17 protein-coding genes are annotated in these 19,883 nt (G+C 43.3%); 6 read left to right on the top strand and 11 right to left on the bottom strand.

The window, feature by feature from the left end:
• Positions 1–155: 155 nt before the first annotated feature.
• On the top strand, positions 156–1,898 hold the full coding sequence (locus tag AB4484_RS15865; RefSeq protein ID WP_372079168.1) for an ATP-dependent endonuclease: 1,743 nt from the start codon (positions 156–158) through the stop codon (positions 1,896–1,898).
• A gap of 171 nt (positions 1,899–2,069) precedes the next feature.
• On the opposite strand, the gene AB4484_RS15870 is transcribed toward AB4484_RS15865, so the two are convergent.
• Complete coding sequence (locus AB4484_RS15870; protein ID WP_017059817.1) at positions 2,070–2,564, bottom strand: DUF1097 domain-containing protein; 495 nt, start codon at positions 2,562–2,564, stop codon at positions 2,070–2,072.
• A 204-nt stretch (positions 2,565–2,768) separates the two neighbouring features.
• Positions 2,769–3,674 (bottom strand): LysR substrate-binding domain-containing protein, encoded by a 906-nt coding sequence (locus tag AB4484_RS15875; protein WP_048613690.1) that lies wholly within the window; start codon positions 3,672–3,674, stop codon positions 2,769–2,771.
• A gap of 259 nt (positions 3,675–3,933) precedes the next feature.
• On the opposite strand from AB4484_RS15875, the gene focA reads away from it, so the two are divergent.
• Positions 3,934–5,385, top strand: a complete 1,452-nt coding sequence (gene focA, locus AB4484_RS15880) for a formate transporter FocA (protein ID WP_372079170.1) — start codon at positions 3,934–3,936, stop codon at positions 5,383–5,385.
• Between the two features lie 289 nt (positions 5,386–5,674).
• Here the strand turns inward: focA and AB4484_RS15885 are convergent, their stop codons facing one another.
• From AB4484_RS15885 to AB4484_RS15895, 3 genes are all read right to left on the bottom strand, one after another.
• Positions 5,675–6,244, bottom strand: a complete 570-nt coding sequence (locus AB4484_RS15885) for a YceI family protein (RefSeq protein ID WP_017059819.1) — start codon at positions 6,242–6,244, stop codon at positions 5,675–5,677.
• The gene (locus AB4484_RS15890) at positions 6,241–6,780 is read right to left on the bottom strand and encodes a cytochrome b (RefSeq protein WP_372079172.1); all 540 of its coding nucleotides are present in this window, start codon (positions 6,778–6,780) and stop codon (positions 6,241–6,243) included. Before AB4484_RS15890 ends, AB4484_RS15885 begins: the two co-directional genes overlap by 4 nt.
• 185 nt (positions 6,781–6,965) lie before the next feature.
• Positions 6,966–7,211 (bottom strand): DUF2164 domain-containing protein, encoded by a 246-nt coding sequence (locus AB4484_RS15895; RefSeq protein ID WP_017059821.1) that lies wholly within the window; start codon positions 7,209–7,211, stop codon positions 6,966–6,968.
• Between the two features lie 289 nt (positions 7,212–7,500).
• Here AB4484_RS15895 and AB4484_RS15900 point away from each other — a divergent pair, with 289 nt between their 5' ends.
• Entirely contained in the window at positions 7,501–8,136 is a 636-nt protein-coding gene (locus tag AB4484_RS15900; protein WP_050620779.1) for a hypothetical protein, read from the top strand.
• Positions 8,137–8,712: 576 nt separating this feature from the next.
• Positions 8,713–9,450, top strand: coding sequence for an EAL domain-containing protein (locus AB4484_RS15905; RefSeq protein WP_372079174.1), 738 nt, complete (start codon positions 8,713–8,715; stop codon positions 9,448–9,450).
• 199 nt (positions 9,451–9,649) lie between these two features.
• Here AB4484_RS15905 and AB4484_RS15910 read toward each other — a convergent pair whose 3' ends face one another.
• The 3 genes from AB4484_RS15910 to AB4484_RS15920 are packed head-to-tail and all read right to left on the bottom strand — an operon-like array spanning position 9,650 to position 14,849.
• A complete protein-coding gene (locus AB4484_RS15910; protein ID WP_248339024.1) occupies positions 9,650–12,709 on the bottom strand; it encodes an efflux RND transporter permease subunit in 3,060 nt (1,019 codons plus the stop codon).
• Positions 12,706–13,761 carry an efflux RND transporter periplasmic adaptor subunit gene (locus AB4484_RS15915; RefSeq protein ID WP_248339026.1) on the bottom strand — a complete coding sequence of 352 codons (1,056 nt, stop codon included), beginning with the start codon at positions 13,759–13,761 and terminating at the stop codon, positions 12,706–12,708. Before AB4484_RS15915 ends, AB4484_RS15910 begins: the two co-directional genes overlap by 4 nt.
• Positions 13,761–14,849 (bottom strand): efflux RND transporter periplasmic adaptor subunit, encoded by a 1,089-nt coding sequence (locus tag AB4484_RS15920; protein WP_248339028.1) that lies wholly within the window; start codon positions 14,847–14,849, stop codon positions 13,761–13,763. Before AB4484_RS15920 ends, AB4484_RS15915 begins: the two co-directional genes overlap by 1 nt.
• A gap of 150 nt (positions 14,850–14,999) precedes the next feature.
• Between AB4484_RS15920 and AB4484_RS15925 the strand changes: the two genes are divergently transcribed.
• Positions 15,000–15,743, top strand: coding sequence for a TetR/AcrR family transcriptional regulator (locus AB4484_RS15925; protein ID WP_372079176.1), 744 nt, complete (start codon positions 15,000–15,002; stop codon positions 15,741–15,743).
• A 115-nt stretch (positions 15,744–15,858) separates the two neighbouring features.
• Here the strand turns inward: AB4484_RS15925 and AB4484_RS15930 are convergent, their stop codons facing one another.
• From AB4484_RS15930 to AB4484_RS15940, 3 genes are all read right to left on the bottom strand, one after another.
• Positions 15,859–17,130 carry a DEAD/DEAH box helicase gene (locus AB4484_RS15930; protein WP_017059829.1) on the bottom strand — a complete coding sequence of 424 codons (1,272 nt, stop codon included), beginning with the start codon at positions 17,128–17,130 and terminating at the stop codon, positions 15,859–15,861.
• Positions 17,131–17,187: 57 nt separating this feature from the next.
• Positions 17,188–17,799 carry an ACP phosphodiesterase gene (locus AB4484_RS15935; RefSeq protein WP_050654385.1) on the bottom strand — a complete coding sequence of 204 codons (612 nt, stop codon included), beginning with the start codon at positions 17,797–17,799 and terminating at the stop codon, positions 17,188–17,190.
• A gap of 204 nt (positions 17,800–18,003) precedes the next feature.
• Entirely contained in the window at positions 18,004–18,132 is a 129-nt protein-coding gene (locus tag AB4484_RS15940) for a hypothetical protein (protein ID WP_017059831.1), read from the bottom strand.
• A 447-nt stretch (positions 18,133–18,579) separates the two neighbouring features.
• Between AB4484_RS15940 and AB4484_RS15945 the strand changes: the two genes are divergently transcribed.
• Entirely contained in the window at positions 18,580–19,803 is a 1,224-nt protein-coding gene (locus tag AB4484_RS15945; protein WP_017064640.1) for an aromatic amino acid transport family protein, read from the top strand.
• Positions 19,804–19,883: the final 80 nt, after the last annotated feature.

A 19,883-nucleotide genomic window follows, 5' to 3' on the forward strand; every position in this document is an offset into this window, starting at 1 on the left:
TACTCGAGATAGATCAAAAATCTCATTTTGCACCGTATTAATAAACAACGGGTTTTGTGACAGGTGAGCATACCGGATTTGGATTTTTCGATTATGATTAAAGATATCTGTTAGCTTTCAAATAATTAGCAGAGCCTTCCGTTAGGAGTAAGCCTATGCAACTAGAAAGAATCGAGATTTCTGGCTTTCGAGGTATCAAGCGCATGTCACTCGCGTTTGACGAGCTAACCACGCTTATTGGTGAAAATACTTGGGGTAAGTCTTCATTATTGGATGCCCTTTCCGTCGTTCTGCCCTCAGACGGTGTGCCATATCACTTTGAAATGACCGATTTTCATGTCGATTACTCAGTTTCACATCCACAATCTCAACACCTTCAAATTGTTCTCGCATTAAAAGCTAACGATAAGAGCGAGCTTAACGCAGGTCGTTATCGCAAACTCAAACCTATTTGGGTTCAAGATGAGTTTGGCGTATTCCGCATCTACTATCGAATCAGCGCGACGTTAGAGCAGTATGAGACAACCACACATTATGCATTTCTTGGTTTGGACGGTAATCCGCTCAAGCTTCATCATTCAGAAAAGCTCGCTCAAGAATTAATGACCTTACATCCCGTCATCCGTTTGCGTGATGCAAGGCACTTTGATCGTCCTTTCAACGGCAAGTCCCTTAACCACAATGCTCACCTGCCTAGTAATGGGCACGCTAATCATGCAAATTCAAACGGGAATCATCACACGAGCAATGGCACAAACGGAAACGGCGCCAATAACAGTAATGGTCGCCAAGCAAGAATAGAAAAACGAATCGACAATACCTGCCGTCGTCTAATGGCGATTCCCGGTCATGTTAATAAAGGTGAAATGCGTAGTAGCCTAGAGTCGATGCAAAGTTTGATTGAGCACTATTTTTCTTTCAAAAGTACTTCTCGTCGTAACCCTAGAAAACAGCGAGACGGATTGCTTTATTCTGCGGGTGCCAATGATCAGAGTATTCATCAACTTGTCGAAGAGACCAAAAACAAACAAACCCGCTTATTATTCATGGGGTTACTTAACGCTTATCTACAAGCTAAAGGGCCAAACGACTTAAGGCGATGTGCGCGTCCTCTTTTGATCCTTGAAGATCCAGAAGGCCGATTACACCCAACACACTTGGCAAGGGCTTGGAGCTTGATGCAGAAGTTGCCCATGCAGAAAATCCTCACCACCAACAGTGGCGACCTACTCGCAGCAGTTCCACTTCAATCGATTCGTCGCTTGGTTCGTCAGTCAGATAAAACCATCGCCAATCAACTCAACATGAACCACTTCAGTAAGGATGAACTTCGTCGAATTGGTTTTCATATCCGCTTCCACCGCTCTGGGGCGCTGTTTGCTCGCTGTTGGCTATTAGTAGAAGGTGAAACCGAGGTTTGGTTGTTCAATGAACTTGCCAACCAATGTGGCTATAACCTAGCAGCGGAAGGTGTGCAGATTATTGAGTTCGCCCAATCAGGACTTAAGGCGCTGATTAAGGTCGCGCAAGAGTTTGGCATTGATTGGCATGTAGTGACTGACGGCGATGCCGCGGGTAAAAAGTATGCAGCGACAGTGTTATCGAAACTCGGTAATGATCAGGAAAGACATCGACTCACGGAACTGCCTGATAAAGATATCGAGCATTACCTTTATATGAATGGGTTTGAGAGCTTTTTCCGTGACATGGTTAAGATTCCATACGATCACCCTATCCCTCCGAAGAAAGTGGTTGCCAAGGTATTGAAGAAACATGCAAAACCCGACCTTGCACTCGCCATTGTTTCTCATTGCGAGAATCAAGGACAAGAATGCATACCGCTTTTATTAAGATGGACATTAAAACGCGTGATCACCATGGCGAACGGAAATACCTAAGCATAATTTGTCTTACAGATACTATCAGTTGCTCTACTGATGAAATATTTAGCTAGTCGCCTCAACCAAAAAAGGCACACCAAACGGTGTGCCTGTATAAATCGATATACAAATTAATTGGGGGTTATCTTGCAAGAGTTCACAGTGACTAACTAAGGTTAGGTTAACGAATTAAGCCTTTGCCTGTTTAGCGTGTTGTTCAACAACTTCCGAAGATTGAGTCGATTTCTCGTGAAGCCATAGCCCCGTTGCTTTCATCAAGTATCCAAATACACCACCAAGCAGTAAAGATGGTACTACAAGTTGCCAATCGCCACCTGCAGCAAACGTCGCACAGCAACCAATGAAGGTTCCTGGGATATAACCAAGCCACGCTTGTTTCGCTTGAATACACATAAAGAAAGCCACAATAGCAGTAATCATGTAGCCTAATATCTCTAACCCTGCAAAGGTTGAGCTTTCGATAATCACCATTGCCCAGAATACGCCAGTCATGTTGGTCAATAAGCTACCTGCTAGTCCTTTAACGCCGCCAGTTGGCGAAGCAAAGTAACTGGTGCAACCTAAGAAACCTGCCCATGACAATAAGCCGAAAGAGATAGCAATCCATCCCCATAGACCTGACAAAATACCTGTTGTTAATGAAATCGCGACTAATGTACTCATACTATTTCTAAAGCCTAATTACGTAATTGTCCGCAACCGGATTTAGCCTCACTTAAAATCAAGTAAGCATACTATGGGAAGATAGCCCTTATTTAGCCGATCATGATCACATTAATAATGTATGCAGTTACACATTTATCACCAGATAGAGACCGAAATCGCTTATTCAACAGATTTAGTTATTAGCCTTTTATCAAATCTACCTTACAGAACCGATGGCTTGCCTTTCATCATGCGCTTACCTTCACGCTTGATACATTCAGCAAGTGGGTTCTCTGCCATGTCAGCGCGCCAAATAAAGGACAAGGTTCTTTCCATTTCAAGCTCAGGAACATTCAACGTCACCAGTTGGCCTGACTCAACAAACTGTTCGACATCTAGATAAGGTAAACACGTTAAATATGGGCCGTTTGCAACCAAACTTCTTAAAACAGGAACGTGTTCATACTCTCGCCAAACATCGAGATCGCCAATTAAATGGTGAATAGAGCTATCAAAAACTTTGCGAGTACCCGAACCATGTTCGCGTAATACCCACTTTGCTTGTTCTAATTGTGCCAAGCTGACTCGTTCACGCTTCGCAAACGGGTGATGAGCCGATGCAACCACCGTTAAATGGTCAGTACACCACACTTCTTGGTGTACTCGGTTGTCATCACAACGACCTTCGATAACGCCCAAGTCATATTGATAATCTAATACACCATCAATGACTGCGTCGGTACTTTGCACGCCAAGCGAGATTCGCATCTCAGGAAAGTCGTTATCAATAATACTGATGAGATCCGGAACGAGGTGTTCCGCTGGAGTTTGGCTAGCACCTAATTTGAGTTCACCACTCAACAAATGCTGCTCGTAAAAACCCATCTCAATTTGCTGCGCATCTTGCAGTAAACGCTTCGCTTTTGGCCTTAACCACATGCCCCAATGAGTCAGGGCCATTTGCTTGCCCTGCCTTTCAAACAAAGGCCTGCCGAGCATTTTTTCCAACTGTGCAAGAGACATACTTGTCGCCGACTGAGTCAACGCCAATTTGTCTGCTGCCTGACTAACGCTCCCGGAGTCTGCTACTGCATCAAATACCGCGAGTTGCTTTAATGAATAACGCAAAATTCATCCTTAATGCTTTTAATTATTTGTGTCCTGATGCTCGTTTTTTATAAAGCCGATGAGCAATCAATTTCATTCTACGCGTAACCAAATCTATATCAATAAATTTGATGTGGTTTCTAAAAATTATCAATTTTACCTCTACCCCTCAACGCCCTAATCTGAAATGGCAGGACACAACGAGCCCTGCAAAACATTACTGATTAACCAAGTCATTAACACTAGGAATTACACATGACGGATTGTTCAAGGGGGGGATATGGCAACCAGCACTTCTGAAAATCATCAACTGTTCTCACCAACAGAAATGATGGCGGAAGCAGAAAAGTTTGCATTAAGCAAAGCAAATAAAACCAGCAGCATGACATTGAGTTTGGCAATCATGGCTGGCGCATTCATCGGGCTTGCTTTTCTATTCTACATCACGGTAACCACGGGCAGCGCTGATGCTGGATGGGGGTTAAGTCGCTTAGCTGGCGGTCTTGCCTTCAGTATGGGTTTAATCTTGATTGTGATTTGCGGTGGTGAGCTATTTACCAGCTCAGTGTTATCAAGCATCTCATGGGCTAACAAGCAAATCACCTTCACGAAGATGCTGTCTATCTGGGGCAAGGTGTATGTCGGCAACTTTATCGGTGCCATGTTCCTATTGGCTTTGGTAAGCGCAGCAGGCTTATATCAACTGGATGGCGGGCAATGGGGCTTAAACGCTCTAAACATTGCTCAACACAAGCTACACCACAGCCCTGTTCAAGCGTTTGCTTTGGGTGTGCTTTGTAACTTGTTGGTGTGTTTAGCGATTTGGTTAACGTTCAGCTCTGCTAACGCAATGACCAAAGCAATGATGACCGTGTTACCCGTTGCAATGTTCGTAAGCTCAGGCTTTGAACACTGTGTGGCGAATATGTTCATGGTTCCGCTAGGCATCACGATTCAAACATTCGCCCCGGAAAGCTTCTGGATGCAAATCGGTGCAACACCAGCGCAGTACGCAGACTTAAACGTCATGCAATTTGTCACAGCAAACTTAATACCAGTGACAATCGGCAACATCGTAGGTGGTTCAGTATTGGTCGGCTTAGCCAACTGGAGTATCTACCGTCGCCCACAACTTAAAGCAGCAAAAATTACCGCTATTACACAAACAACAGAAATTACGTCAGTTAAGGAAATTACTATGAACACAGCAACTACTATCAAGCAAATCATGAACACTCAACCAAATACACTGAGCGTAGAAATGCCAACATCAGTCGCGATTGATACACTTTTAGACGCGCAACTTGTTAGCGCTCCTGTTTGCGATGTTGAAGGCCGTCTAGTGGGTATCTTCTCTGTTCATGACGTAATGGTTGACCTTTGGTGCCAAGATTACATCCCAACTAAAGGCCAGAAAGTCGTAGACCTAATGAGCCGTGACGTTGTGGCAATTGATGCAAACGACAAACTAGTAGATGTTGCTGAGTTCCTATGCATCGACAAAGAGCAATTGTACCCGACGACAAGCATGGGCTTCGCTACTCGCCTGACATCTCTTTCTCTAGAAGAGCGTGCAAAAGCGATGAAAGTAAGCCAACCACATATGCTTCCAGTGTTAGAAAATGGCGTAATGGTGGGTGTATTGACTCGCATTGAAGCGATGCAAGCACTGCGTCCAATCTACGGTGACCGACTAAACGTGGTTCCTAAAGCTGAACTAGAAACAGCTTAACTAATCTTAAGTTGAACTATTAGGGATTAGTAGTTCAATTAGATAACTCAGTCATGGCAACGTTGACTGGCTAGAGGTAAATGGTGGCTTTTAACGTACTAAACGGTTTGACACAAAACAGACCTAAACACGTTGCCATTTCTCTCAATAAAAAAGGCGCAAAGTGAAAACTTTGCGCCTTTCTCTATTTCTAACTGTTGACCTATTTAGTATCGATGATGTCTCTAAAAAATGTTGATACCTGTCAGAGAGCTAGAAAGCTAGAAAGCTAGAAAGCTAGAAAGCTAGATTACTTCTTTACGCCTTCAACGTGTAGATCCATATCTACATAGCTTGAAGCGCCCATTACTGGAATGTTGAAGTCAGCAAGCTCTAGACGAGTTGTACCAACGAAACCTGCACGCTCACCGCCCCATGGGTCTTGACCAGCACCGATGAATTCAGCTTCGATAACGATAGGCTTAGTTACACCGTGAAGTTTCAGATCACCCATAACTTCAAGTTTGCCGTCACCTTTATCAACCACTTTTGTGCTGTTGAATGTCGCATCAGAGAACTTACCAGCATCGATGAAATCACCGCTACGGATATGCTTATCGCGCTCTGCGTGGTTTGAATCAAGGCTTGTAGTATCAACCGTTACGTTTACTGTAGACGCTTCAACGTTGCTTTCATCAAATGAGAAGTCACCTGAGAATGTGTTAAAACGACCTTGGATAAAGCTGTAACCTAGGTGGCTAACTTTAAAGTTAACCGAAGCATGCGCACCTTTTGTATCAATCACGTAATCAGCGGCGTTCGCAGCGAAAGGCATTGCCATTGCAAATGCTAATCCTGTAGCGATAATTGACTTTTTCATTTTGAAGCTCCTATCATTTTTCGTAGCGTATCGTCTTTGTCGATAACGTGGTGTTTTATCGCCGCTAAGGCGTGCACTGATGCCATGATGATCAGTACCCATGCAGCATAGTAGTGAATCGTTCCTGCGAGATCAGATTGGTTTGCAACAAGTTCACCCATACTTGGTACAGTAAACCAATTGAATACGTCGATCCCGCGACCATCTGATGTTGAAATCAAATAACCTGAAATAAATAAAACCGCTAAGTTAATGTACATAAAGCCGTGAGCGATCTTCGCTGCTGCAACTTCATAGCTTTTACCTTCCACTTTAGGTGACGCGGTAACTAACTTCCAAACCAAGCGGATAACGGTAACAGCAGCCAAAAGAATGCCTACCGAGCGGTGGTAGTCTGGTGCTGTTTTGTACCACTCGCTGTAGTATGAAAGATCAACCATCCACAGGCCTACACCAAACAAACCAAATATCGCGAGTGCTGAAATCCAATGCATCGCTCTAGCTAAAGGGTTGTAATTTCTAACGTTGTTGTCCATGCATCTCTTCCGAATGTTAACGAGTCGTGTAGTTTTGAAAATCGTACCCTACACTAAGTTTGTGTAACATATTATTTACCAAGCTTTACATTAGTTACATCATTTCAAATTAAACGAGTTATTCGAAATTTTTGAACAAGTTGCTTTATTGATAAATTTCTTTGTCTAACAAGCGCTTGTTGGGTTTAAATCTCAACGATTTGTTCGATCTCGTAGAGTTCATCTGAGATGTCTAACATCTTACGTTCCATCACTTTTTGAGCGTCTTCTATCCCCTTGTTGTAATACACTGCGCCAAATTTTTTGCTGATGAAATCGACCAAGAACTCCGTGTCGAACTGACCAAGCTCCACATCGAGTTCATCTTGCAGGTACTTTTGGAGCGTATGAGTAAGCTCAGACTTTTGTTTCGAATCTAATTGAATGGTCATGAATGTTTCCAAATAAAGAGTAGGTAGATCAATCGTGATTCGCTAACTAAACTATAATTTCGTTAGCTCACTGTAACTTTGCTAATCAATCGAAGTTTTCTAACTAGCTATAATTCCTCATAATTTAGTTTACAGACCAGTAGAGTGCCAGTGCTATCCATAAAATCGCTCAGTTATGGCTAATTTTGATAGAGGGATCAAGAACTCGCACTTTGACGATAGGTAATGGCACCGCAATTACCGTACTATTGCCCATCAATAAGATAGTAACCGTGTATAAGGGACTTCATTGTTATTAGATCTAGTGATTAAAAGCGTTAATCAGTTTCAAGACGATTGCCTAAAGCTCTGTGAACGCCACTACCCTACGGTGCACAATCAAGGGATCAGTGAGCACCATATAGGAAAGGCATTTGCTCGCCGAATGGAGCACACCTTCGTTAGCTTTAATCATGCAAGCAACATCAGCCCACTTGAAATGCTCTCTTCTGGCGAAACGCCTCGACACTTCCGAATATCTTCCGAAATCGGTACCGTTTGGATGATCAGTCATCATATGGTGAGCGCTGGGAAAACCTGTCGTAAAAAGTTGATGTTGGACATCCATAATTGGCAACAAGAGTATGGATTTTCCATCCAACCCAATGACGTTTTGATCATTGTCTCCGACCATTGGATTAGCCGAAGTAAAAACAGTGGCGAATTATTGCATTGGTGGATGGGTGAACTCCCAGACGAGATCACGGAATATAGTCAACAAGGTATCACGCTAAGAGAGAGTGATTCTCAATTCGCTACTGACTTAAATAATAATTTTAAAATCAGCCCTTGCTTCATTAAATTTGGACACCCTTTAAAGCGGTCAGGAAATCAACAACTGGTTCGTAAATACCTGCAACTTTACGCAGTACTTCAATGGCAGTAAGAATACGGGTCAACTTTTTTAATCAGTCTTGAAAGTAAATAGTTAGACCTTCATCCCAATATTTTATAAAACCCAACTCAAGCCCTACCCAATAATCAATCAAAGTTTATCTTTGATAAAATAATAACTTATCAGCTCATCGTTCATATTTTGAGAAGTAGATATCATTTATATGCAAACAGAGTTGTTTGTTAATAATGTAACTTTGACATTCCCCCATAACCTGAGGCTTTATCCTTACTTTTACCTGGTGTATTAGCGCTGAAAGCTTATATTGATTGGTGTTGATATGAGATAGATTACTCAGAGATTAAATTCACAATAGTCATTATTAATGGTGATTGATAAGTAATTTTAATGACTAATATCAATTATCATGCTGTTTTTTCGTTAATTATATTTATTTAAATATTGGCTCTACAAATGAGTTTTTATTAATTGACAATTTACTTACACCTGTCAATATTGTGACAGCCGCGACATGTACGTCCGCCATTGAATAAGCCCTCTTTACTAGCGACTATGATTTTATCAGACAGAAGTGAATTTATTAGCTGTATATCCGTAGATGCTGATATGCAGTTTATTGCGAAATACCAAGACCTGACGCTTAGAAGCGTCTATCAACCTATATTCGACTCTTCTATGACTCAAATAGGTGTTGAGGCTTTGGTGCGCATTTCAAATAACAAAGGTGATATTGTTCGTCCTGATCACTTCTTCCATTCCGACGAAACCTCAAGCACAGACAAAATCAATGTCGAGAGGCTGAGTCGAGCGATTCATATCCGTAACTTCGCACAATCGACAATCCGTCATTTACACCTATTTTTGAACGTTCTTCCAAACGTTGGTGAGTTGTTTGCTGCAGAAAAGGTCAGCGACAGCTTGTTAGCTAAACGCCTTCACGAGCTTAACCTTTCATGCGAACAGATAGTGATGGAGTTGGTAGAGTTGAATGCAGAAAGTGAAGAGCGTTTGAAAGATGCCGCCCTTTCGCTTGCCGATAATGGCTTTCAAATAGCGGTCGATGATTTTGGTACACAAGCATCAACCGAACAGCGCGTTCGTCATATTAACCCTCATATCATCAAGATAGATCGCTCGGTTATGTTGGACTTTGAACAAGGCGACACTCGAGAAATGGAGTTAGTACTTGATCTTGCAAACCAGATTGGCGCAAAGACAGTGATTGAAGGTATAGAAACCCAACAACAACTCGAAACGATGCAGGGTTTAGGCTTCAATATGTATCAAGGCTACCACTTAGCCATGCCAAAGCCGATTGAATTAGACATACGGCTAGCAATTTAGAACTGCCCTCTATTCTCTATTCTACAGGAAGCCGCTTTACCATTGGTTAGCGGCTTTTTAATACCTACCTATTTCTTAACGCAACGCTCGCTGACGCTATAGTCTCTTAGCACGATCTTGTATCGCCAAGTCACACCCATAAAAAAGCCCAGTCGAATTTGACTGGGCTGGCTTAAAAGAATCTGTTTTATATCAATCCCTAATAACCCGCAGTGGACGGTTTGATTCTATATAAAATAGCGAACATCACTGGTACTACTATTAGCGTTAGTACGGTAGCAAAGCCTAAGCCTGCCATGATGGTAATCGCCATCGAGCCGAAAAATGCATCGAATACCAAGGGAATCATGCCCAAGATAGTCGTTAGTGCTGCCATAGATACCGGTCGCACACGACTGATCGCGCTGTCTACAACCGCTAGGTATGGGTCTTTACCTGTTGAGAGTTCGGTGTTGATCTGGTCAAGCAGGACGATTCCGTTTTTCAAAATCATGCCGCTTAAGCTCAGTAGGCCAAGGAACGCCGTGAAGCTAAATGGCATATTGGTACCTAACAGACCAATCGAAACACCAATGATAGAAAGTGGTACCGTAAACCAAATCACAAGTGGCTTACGAAGCGAGTTAAACAAAAGCATGGTGATGATAAACATCAACAAGTAACCCATTGGCAGTGAACCAAATAGAGATTCTTGTGCATCTTTAGAACTCTCGTACTCACCGCCCCAACTAATGTTGTAACCTGCTGGTAAATCGAGTGCTTCAACCTTTGGTTTTACGCGAGAAAACAAGCTAGCTGGTGTTTCATCACCCAATACATCGTGATCTGCTAGAACCGTTAACGTACGCTTTCTGTCACGACGTTGAATCAACGGCTCAGACCATTGAAGTTCAACTCCATCGATCACTTGTTCTACAGGAATGTAGGTTTGCAGTGATGGGCTCCAGATCTTCACATTGTTTAGTGATTCAAAATCAAAACGCTCTTCTTCAGGCAGGCGTGCCACGATAGGTAACATATGCGTACCATCACGCAGTAAGCCGATGTTGTAGCCACCAAACGCCATCTGTAACGTCTCGGACAGATCTGTCTTTGAAATACCAAGACGACGAGCCTTTGATTCGTTAAACAGTGGCACGAGCTCTTTGGTACGTTCACGCCAGTCGTGACGAACATTTCGAGAGCCTGGGTCCGCTAACAAGATATCTTCTACTTCAACCGCAATACTGCGCAAGATTTGTGGGTCGGCACCACTAATACGAGCCTCGATTTTTGAAGCTGGTGACGGGCCAAACTCAATCAGTTTAAATTGGAACGTCGGTTGTTCAAATTTATTGGCCAAGTCCTTGTCTAGCCCTTCTAGGACTTTAAACATGGTGTCACGGTCAGTCGTTCTAACTTGTAGCTGACTGTAGGCTTCGTAACTTTTCTCTGGTTGATATGTCAGCGCAAAACGTTGCATACCCTGCCCAACCGTTGTTGTCACAAACTCCACGTCATCTTGCTGGCGAATGTAGCTTTCGACTTTTTCTGTCTGCTTGATCGTTTCACGAACATCAGTGCCTTCCGGCATCCACATGTCGACATAGAACATTGGCGTATTTGATGGCGGGAAGAACTGCTGCTTCACCATACCAAAACCGACGACAGAAACTGCTAATAGCGCGACCATACTTACTACAGTAAGCCATCTAAATCGAAGCGCTACTTTCAGGCACGCACCAAATACAACGAACAAGATGCCTTTGTAAGGGTCTACGTTTTCATCAACCTTGTCTTCTTCTTTAAGCAGCATCTCAGCAAGGAATGGCGTTAGTGTTAGTGCTGTTACCCAACTCAAAAACAGTGAGAAACACAGTACCCAGAACAGCGAACCCATGAACTCGCCTGTCGCATCTTTCGACAAGCCGATAGGCGCAAAGGCTGTGATAGCAATAATGGTTGCACCCAATAGTGGCCATTGCGTTTGTGTCACGATGTCTTTTGCTGCTTGAAGCTTAGTCTTTCCTTTCTTCAAGCCAACCAGAATACCTTCAACGACAACAATCGCGTTGTCCACCAGCATACCGAGTGCGATGATCAAGGCACCTAGCGAGATACGGTGCAGTTCGACATCGTTGTAGTCCATCAAGATGAACGTACCGAACACCGTCAGTAGCAATACTAAACCAATGATCAAACCACTGCGTAAGCCCATCGCGAACAGAAGTACGATGATAACAATTGCGACCGCTTCCACTAGGCTGATCAAGAAATCAGCAACAGACTTGTCCACTTCTTGTGCTTGGTTGTAGAAGTAATTCAACTCAACACCGGCTGGCTTAATGCTTTCTAAGCGATCAAGTTCTGCATCAAGCGCATTACCAATTTCCACCACGTTTACGCCCGATGAGAACGCAATACCTAGGTTGATGGCTGGTTTGCCGTTGTAAGTTAATACATTACCTGGTTTTTCTTGGATTCCGCGGGTGACCTCAGCGACATCTTTCAAGCGAATTAGGTTACCCGTATCGCGACCATGAATGATTAAGTTTTCTAGCTCTTCAACTGTACTTAGCGTGCCGTTCGGTTTGATCGTTAGGCTTTGACCATTGAGCATTACCTCACCAGCCGATACCACACTGTTTTGCTGTGCGAGCAATGATGTCACTGTCGACATGTCTAGGTTTAACGCCGCTAAACGCTCAAGTGACATCTCAACGAACAATTGCTCTTGTTGGTCGCCTGCGATACTAACCTTGCCTACGCCTTCAACCAGTTCGATTTCACGTGTGAGATAATCAGCATACTGTTTGAGTTCGACGTAATCGTATCCATCACCCGTCAACATGATCATCACGCCAAACACATCACCAAAATCATCGATGATCTGAACAGAGTTAACACCACTCGGTAGCGTTGGCTGTAGGTCATTGATCTTACGACGCATTTCATCCCAGATTTGAGGTAGCTCATCCGGACCATAGTCCATCTTCATGCTCACCATAATTTGAGACATGCCATTCGACGAGGTTGAGGTAATCTTGTCGATATAAGGCAGCTGTCGTATCTCTTTTTCAAGTGGATACGTCAACTCCTCTTCAACTTCCATTGACGTTGCGCCAGGGTAAGTTGAAATAATCATTGCATCTTTAATGGTAAAAGCTGGGTCTTCTAAACGCGATAGGTTGCCAAAAGACGACACACCGCCAATGGCTAAAATGACTAGAAACAGCCAGCTGATTACTTTGTTTTTAATTGAATATTCTGCGATGTTCATTCTGCTTTTCCTGACAATTGGATTCCGTCACGGAGTTTTCTTAGATTCGAGTTTACGAGTCGATCACCTTGCTCAACGCCATGAGCGATTAATGCGCCTTGGCCACTGATCTTGTCGACTTCTACTTCGCTTTTGAATGCTTGTCCGTCTTCCATTTTCCACACATAGAACTGATTCGCTTGAGAGCCAGCTTCTAGCGTTGTCATTGGTAATTGGTAGCCTTGAACATCGCTCAGGCCCGCTTTCGCCATATCTACATTGACCGTAACGCTTGTGCCCGGCAGAATTTCACTTTCAGGCTGCTGCATCTGCATCCAAAATTCGTAAGTACGGGATTGTGGGTGCAGTTCACTGGTGTGTTCTAGATACGTCAGTGGATATTGGCCTGTGTGACCGCCAAAGGTCGCCTCAGGACGATAGCTATTTGAACGCATGTCTGGGCTAATTGACGCCAAGATCGAATCTGATACTTGAATTCGCACATACACTTTGTCGTTCTGGTACACACTCAGTAGTGTTTCTCCAGGCGTCGTGTTTTCGAATCGTTGCTTATCGACAGTTGAAACTGTTCCTGAGAACGGCGCTAAAAGCTCTGTGTAACTTAGCTTGCGTTTCGCCGCCGCCAAATTCGCCGATGCGAGCTTGTAGTTAGCCGTCAGTTGGTCGTGTTCTGATTGCGATAACATTTCGCTGCCAAACATCTCAGTACCACGGGCCAACTGTTTGCTCGCCAGTTTGAATTGAGATTGAGCGTCAGTCAGATCTTGGACGTACGTTGCGTTATCTAAGGTGGCTAATAACTGCCCTTTTTCGACATTGTCGCCCGCTTCTACTAATACTTGTTGAATCTCGCCTGCTAGCTTAAATGCCAAGGGAGTCAATTCAGCTGGCATTACCTGTCCATTAAAGCTTCTGAACTGATTAGTCAGCGGTGCGCCAACTTCAAAGGTAGAAACCAACAAAGGCGGTTGTTCACGGTGTACAGCTTCATTATTACAGGCTTGAAGTAACAGAGCCGACGCGACAACAACTGATAATTTTGAAAAGTTCATTAAATACCGCCCTCACGAAGCCAAGCTTTTACTTGTTGTCCGTCTGATAACACATCCACACCCGCTTCAACGATAAGGTCGCCAGACGACAATCCATCGATAACCTTGCCTTGCTCATCAAGAAGGACTTGTACTTTAGAAATCAATTGAGAGTCAGGGTTATAGCGCCATAATTCACCATGGCCTGCTTCTTTGTTTAACCAAGCTGAATCCACAATACCAATGCCGTAGTCAGATTTACTTTTCTGAACTTCAACTTGCGCTGTCATGCCAGAAAGTAGATTGATGCCTTCTTGCTTTTCGATAGACACAACCGCTTGGTAGCTGTTGGTGTCTTCATCTGGTTGCGTTGAGATTTCTTTAAAGCGAGTCGGGATACGAATACCGCGGTGGCTGTCCATCACAACCCACATGTTTGAGCTCGTTAGGTCTTGAATAGAACGGTCTTCAAGCTTTGATACTGGAATTGAAAACGTCACATCCATTTCACTGTGATTCAAGATATTCAGTACAGGCTGCTTTTCTGCGATCAATTGATATTGCTTTCCAAACACCATCGATACCACGCCATCGAATGGAGCAACTAAGGTGGTGTAGCCAAGGTTTGTTTTTGCTTGGTCCAACTCAACTTCAGCGGCAGTAAAGGTGTTCACGGCTTGGTCGTAGTAATCGGTACTGACCAGTTTTTTCGCATACAACTCAGAAGCTTGTTTGTATTGGCTGTTCGCCAGATCAAATTTAGCTTGGGCTGCGTCAACGGCAATACGGTAATCCGTCGCGTCTAATACGGCTAACACCTGACCTTTCTTCACTTCTTGTCCCATACGAACATCGAAGGTTTCTATATCACCACCTACTTGGAAAGAAAGTGCTGCACGGTCAGTTGCATCAACCTTTGCAATGAAGCTATCGAGATCAATATCAGTCTGTTGCGGGATTTCGAACAGCTTGACTGGCTTGATTACCTGCTCATTTTCCTCTGACTGAACTTTGTCACATCCAGTTAGAGAGCCTGCGAGCAATAGTGCTGCAATAACAGCTCCCATGCGCTTGCTCGATATGGCATTGATAGACAAATTGGACTGCATGATGTCTCTCCATTTAATTATTATGATTTATTACACAGGTGGGCAGTATATTTAATATTAAATAATTCTCAAGCTTTACTTTCCACTTGTGCAGTATTTTTTATTTCAGTAAAAACAGTGTAGAATGTGGTAATCAGGTAATTATGTGAAATGAAGATGACCGAAAAGAAGCAAGGTAGAAGAAGTGCAAAAGACGCCGAAGAGACGCGTTTTTTGATCATGAGCGTTGCCGCAGACATGTTCTGTGACTTTGGCTACGATCGTGTATCACTGCGAAACATCAGTGAAAAGGCAGGCGTATCACATAGCCTTATCCGCCACCACTTTGGTAGCAAAGAAAAGATTTGGCATGCAATAAGTGATTGTTTACACGATTATTTTCAGTCTTACATCAGTAAGATTATGGAAGAGCTACCAAAAGATGTTGCGCCAAATATCGCTATCTACCTGTTTAGTATGCGTCTGTTCACCAACATGATTCACTCACGTAGGCCAATGCAGCTTATTTCTGACTCTGTTCGCCAAGAAGACAACCTTGTCGATTACTTCATCGACAATGTCGGCGATGTTGAAAAAGAGATTAACGGCCTTGCCGCTGAGTACAATGCAGCTAACCCAGACAAAATGATCAACATTTACGAAGTTAAATGGCAAATGATCATGTATGCAAACGGCGCTGTATGCCTCACTCCCTTCATGGAAAGCACTTGGAATGAAGGTGATATGGTCACCTCTCCTGAAGATGCCCTACTTAAGCATTGGCAGCTTTTCAACACGCAGATGGTTAGCAAGTTCAATATTGGTGAAGAGTGGGTTCTAAATCCAACCTCGATTGAAGAGCTGATTTATGAAGTGCCATGTGAATGGAAGTGTAACCAGGAACATAAAGCTTAATCGGCTTCATACCCATTAAGAGCTTATAAGATACAAAAACGCGCCGTTACAGAAGTCACTGTAACGGCGCGTTTTTATATGTATAGATCTTTAAACTGGAGCTTTGTCCAGCTTGTTAACGACGGGCTTTACCGCGATTTTGATGAATCTTAAGCTTTGCTTTCATCTTACGTTTTTCTGATGAACGGCTTTTGCTGCGACCACCACGATCGGGCGCTAGATCTTTTTCAAGGCTTGGTTCAAAGCCCTCTAGCCACTCTTGAGGCAAGCGCGTATCAAGTAATCGCTCAATGTCACCCAGTAGGTACGCTTCGTCCTGACTCATCAAAGAGATCGCTAAACCGCTGTTGCCTGCACGGCCAGTACGTCCGATGCGGTGAACGTAATCTTCTGCTTTGAATGGCATGTCATAATTCACAACTTGTTCTAGCTGCTGAATATCGATACCACGGGCTGCCACGTCGGTTGCGATCAACGCGCGAACTTTGCCTGACTTGAAATCGTCTAGGGCTTTTTGACGCGCACCTTGGCTCTTATCGCCATTGATTGATGCCGCTTTAATGCCGTCTAACTTAAGTTCTTTAACGAGAGCATCAGTGCCCTGCTTAGTCTTAGTGAACACCAACACTTGTTGCCAGTTTTTTGAGCCAATCAAATACGCTAATAATTCACTTTTACGCGACTTATCTACCGGGTAAACCATCTGTGTTACGGTTTCAGCGGTGCTGTTTTTTGGCGTAACTTGAATTTCACTCGGCTTCTGCATCATACGGTGTGCAATCGCTTTGATTTTGTTATCAAACGTTGCAGAGAAGAACAGGGTTTGACGCACTTCGTTCATGCGAGAAAGAATACGTTTGATGTCAGGCATGAAACCCATATCTAACATACGGTCAGCTTCATCCAGTACCAGTACTTCCGTTTGGCTCAACATGATGTTTCTAGTGAACATGTGATCAATAAGGCGACCAGGCGTCGCGACAAGAATATCTGCGCCACCGCGTAGGTTATCAGTTTGCACCTTCATGCTAACGCCGCCGTAAGCCACCACGACTTTAATGTCGGTGCCCTTTGCGTAGCTAGTTAAGTTATCGAAGACCTGTTGTGCCAATTCACGAGTTGGTACTAATACAAGCGCACGAACGAGCTTAGGATTCGGAATAACGTTGTCTTTTGTCTCGATTAATCTTTGAATAATCGGTAAACCAAACGCGGCCGTTTTACCTGTACCCGTTTGAGCACCAGCCAGTACATCTTTGCCTTCTAATACCAATGGAATCGCTTGTTCTTGAACACTGGTAGGAGCCGTAAAATTAAGCTCTGATAGCGTGGCAAGAAGATGCTCAGATAATCCTAGTTGGTTAAAAGATTTTGTAGATTCAGACATAGTATGATGCTCAAAGATTAAATAGGCGCGGATTGTAGCAAACCTGCATTACGCTGTTTACCTTTCCTTTTGATTTTTCTTCATTTGAAGCGCATTAAACTGCTTCGCTTCTTCTAAAACGTTGGGATAAAGCTTATTAAAGTGACACTGCAACGTATCGTAGTGACGTTCGAGGTCATCGTAACATGCCTCGAGCATACCGAGCTTGGGCCTTCTCATCGCCATTCGCTGCAATACCACCTCTATAGACGACATGTCTTGATAGCTCTCTAACCATCGATGCTCAGCCATTTTCTGATGAACCATAACGAAATTTTCTGGCCAGTGCGGCTCTTGATGTTCAAAGATCTGCTCATGGCTATCTAAACAAAAACGCTCTAATGTCTGCTGTGAAAACTGAGCCCAATGATTGGCTAAGCAGTGATCCCAAAATACATCGAGTGCGATAGGCGCAAAGCGTCGTGTTTGGTCTGAGAAAAGTGATTTTGCAGAACGAGATACATCATGACGATCAGTATAGCTATCAACAAATCGATGAAGCCTAATGCCGTCAGAAAGGGAGTCAGAATAGTGTTTATTAGGGTCGCCTTTAACAAAATCACCCAACAGGTTACCTGCTAAGTTGCTGTTACAGTGCTTGGCGATGTGGAGGTGTGCGAGAAAGTTCATTGAACCTCATTAAAGTATCGAGAACTAAGTAACATGGTAAACGTACTCGTTTATCTTCGCGAACTTTAATGAGGATAGTTTTGGTATGACGTGTGAGCGAATAAGGTTTGCTCAGTTTAGAATTGTTTGCTTTGAGAAGCTTTAGCTAAGAAAACTTTTAGCTTTAAACGTTTCAGTTGAAACTCAATTAAAGATCTTAAAAGCTTAGTTCGAAGACTTGAAAAGCTCTTCTGCTAACTGTTTCACTGTCTGTTCATAGTCAGACAAATCAATGCCAATTTCCATAGCATCTAACAACTCTAGACTTTCGTCATTATAAGATTGGTCACTCATTGTGCCCCCTCTATTCCTTGATGTGGACATGATGTCCTATTAACTAGTGCACCATCTTGGACTTATATTATGTCACTTTGATGAACGCACTCTACTCTACCCATTCCATATTCATAGCTTAAAGCTACTCGCGATCATTAACGCTTTTTTACGCTAAAGGGGTATACGCGAACGACATATGTACTGCCACCTTACACCAAGTACAACAAATTACTCTACAAATTTTGAAGCCGATCATGGTCAAACGTTTGCTTTGGTCATTTCAATGCTGTCACGCCCTCTTGGTGTAAATATAAATTTACAGTGGATATTTTTAATTACAACAGGCATTGCATTTGGAATTAAACTCAATCAGAATACTTCAAAATCGAGATATTCTTTGGGTTTATGCGCTTAAGCTAGAAGAATTACAATGAAAACACACCCTAACGTAAAGAATTATATACAATGAATAAATCAAAGGTTTTTGGTAGTACTTTGATCATTGCAGGCACAACCATTGGTGCTGGCATGCTCGCTCTTCCACTTGCTTCTGCAGGTATTGGCTTTTCAACTTCACTTTTCTTGATGCTGGGTTTATGGGCGTTAATGGCTTTTACTGCGCTATTGATGGTAGAGCTTCACCAATTCGCAGAATCTGACGCTACCCTACACACGTTAGCTCATACCATTTTAGGGACAAAAGGAAAGTGGATTGCGAGCTTCGCGGTGATGTTTCTTTTCTACGCTCTGTGTGCGGCATACATAGCTGGCGGCGGTGCGCAATTTAACCAACGAATTTCGGATATCGCGGGTATCGAACTCAATGCTCAAATCACCACGCTTCTATTTACCCTATTAGTTGCTGGCGTTGTGACGATTGGTACACACAGTGTTGATAAAGTTAACCGCGTTTTGTTTGGCTTGAAGCTTATCGCGATGGTTTTGGTACTCAGCTTCCTAGCGCCAAACATTACCTCTCAATACTTAATGAGCATGCCTTTACAGCAAGGCCTGATTGTGGCGGCGATTCCAGTTGTGTTTACCTCTTTTGGTTTCCACGGCAGCATCCCATCAATCGTTCGATACCTAGATGGTGACGTGCGTTCTTTACGTAAGGTAATGATTATTGGCTCTGCACTGCCTCTGGTTATCTACGTTTTCTGGCAAAGTGTTACTTTGGGCGTGATTAGCCAAGAGCAATTATTGTCTGATACAAGTTTGGGCGCCCTATTAGTCTCACTATCGCAAACGGTTCATCAATCCAACCTAAGCGTGATCGTCGGTGTGTTTGCGGACCTTGCATTGCTGACATCTTTTATTGGTGTGAGCTTGGGCTTATTTGAATTCATGGGCGACTCACTGAGCAAGAAACTAGGTAACGCAAAACGTGTTAAGACAGCTGCTATTACCTTCTTACCGCCACTGGGTTTTGCCTTATTTTACCCACAAGGCTTCATCATGGCTTTAGGCTACGCAGCCATTGCACTTTCAGTGCTCGCGATTTTGTTACCAACAGTGATGGTCTACAAGGTTCGTTACACTGATTTCTCTGTCAAACCTCAATCAGCGGAAGCCAGTTACCAAGTGTTAGGCGGTAGCAAAGCGTTGTTTTTAGCAGGTAGCGTTGGCGTATTTATCATTGCCATTCAAGTTCTTATTTCAGTAGGGTTACTGCCTTCTTTGGGCTAATAAACCTATACAGAACTAATTTACTTGATTCAGTTCTCATAAATAACATGTCACTATCATTAATTTTCACAATTAGTCGA

Source organism: Vibrio sp. 10N.261.46.A3 (assembly GCF_041472995.1).
Taxonomy (GTDB): domain Bacteria; phylum Pseudomonadota; class Gammaproteobacteria; order Enterobacterales; family Vibrionaceae; genus Vibrio; species Vibrio coralliirubri.

Coding starts and splice junctions, on each gene's coding strand:
- AB4484_RS15865 (WP_372079168.1), top strand. CDS start 156: ATGCAACTAGAAAGAATCGAGATTTCTGGCTTTCGAGGTATCAAGCGC.
- AB4484_RS15870 (WP_017059817.1), bottom strand. CDS start 2,564: ATGAGTACATTAGTCGCGATTTCATTAACAACAGGTATTTTGTCAGGT.
- focA (WP_372079170.1), top strand. CDS start 3,934: ATGGCAACCAGCACTTCTGAAAATCATCAACTGTTCTCACCAACAGAA.
- AB4484_RS15885 (WP_017059819.1), bottom strand. CDS start 6,244: ATGAAAAAGTCAATTATCGCTACAGGATTAGCATTTGCAATGGCAATG.
- AB4484_RS15890 (WP_372079172.1), bottom strand. CDS start 6,780: ATGGACAACAACGTTAGAAATTACAACCCTTTAGCTAGAGCGATGCAT.
- AB4484_RS15895 (WP_017059821.1), bottom strand. CDS start 7,211: ATGACCATTCAATTAGATTCGAAACAAAAGTCTGAGCTTACTCATACG.
- AB4484_RS15905 (WP_372079174.1), top strand. CDS start 8,713: ATGCAGTTTATTGCGAAATACCAAGACCTGACGCTTAGAAGCGTCTAT.
- AB4484_RS15910 (WP_248339024.1), bottom strand. CDS start 12,709: ATGAACATCGCAGAATATTCAATTAAAAACAAAGTAATCAGCTGGCTG.
- AB4484_RS15915 (WP_248339026.1), bottom strand. CDS start 13,761: ATGAACTTTTCAAAATTATCAGTTGTTGTCGCGTCGGCTCTGTTACTT.
- AB4484_RS15920 (WP_248339028.1), bottom strand. CDS start 14,849: ATGCAGTCCAATTTGTCTATCAATGCCATATCGAGCAAGCGCATGGGA.
- AB4484_RS15925 (WP_372079176.1), top strand. CDS start 15,000: ATGAAGATGACCGAAAAGAAGCAAGGTAGAAGAAGTGCAAAAGACGCC.
- AB4484_RS15930 (WP_017059829.1), bottom strand. CDS start 17,130: ATGTCTGAATCTACAAAATCTTTTAACCAACTAGGATTATCTGAGCAT.
- AB4484_RS15935 (WP_050654385.1), bottom strand. CDS start 17,799: ATGAACTTTCTCGCACACCTCCACATCGCCAAGCACTGTAACAGCAAC.
- AB4484_RS15940 (WP_017059831.1), bottom strand. CDS start 18,132: ATGAGTGACCAATCTTATAATGACGAAAGTCTAGAGTTGTTAGATGCT.
- AB4484_RS15945 (WP_017064640.1), top strand. CDS start 18,580: ATGAATAAATCAAAGGTTTTTGGTAGTACTTTGATCATTGCAGGCACA.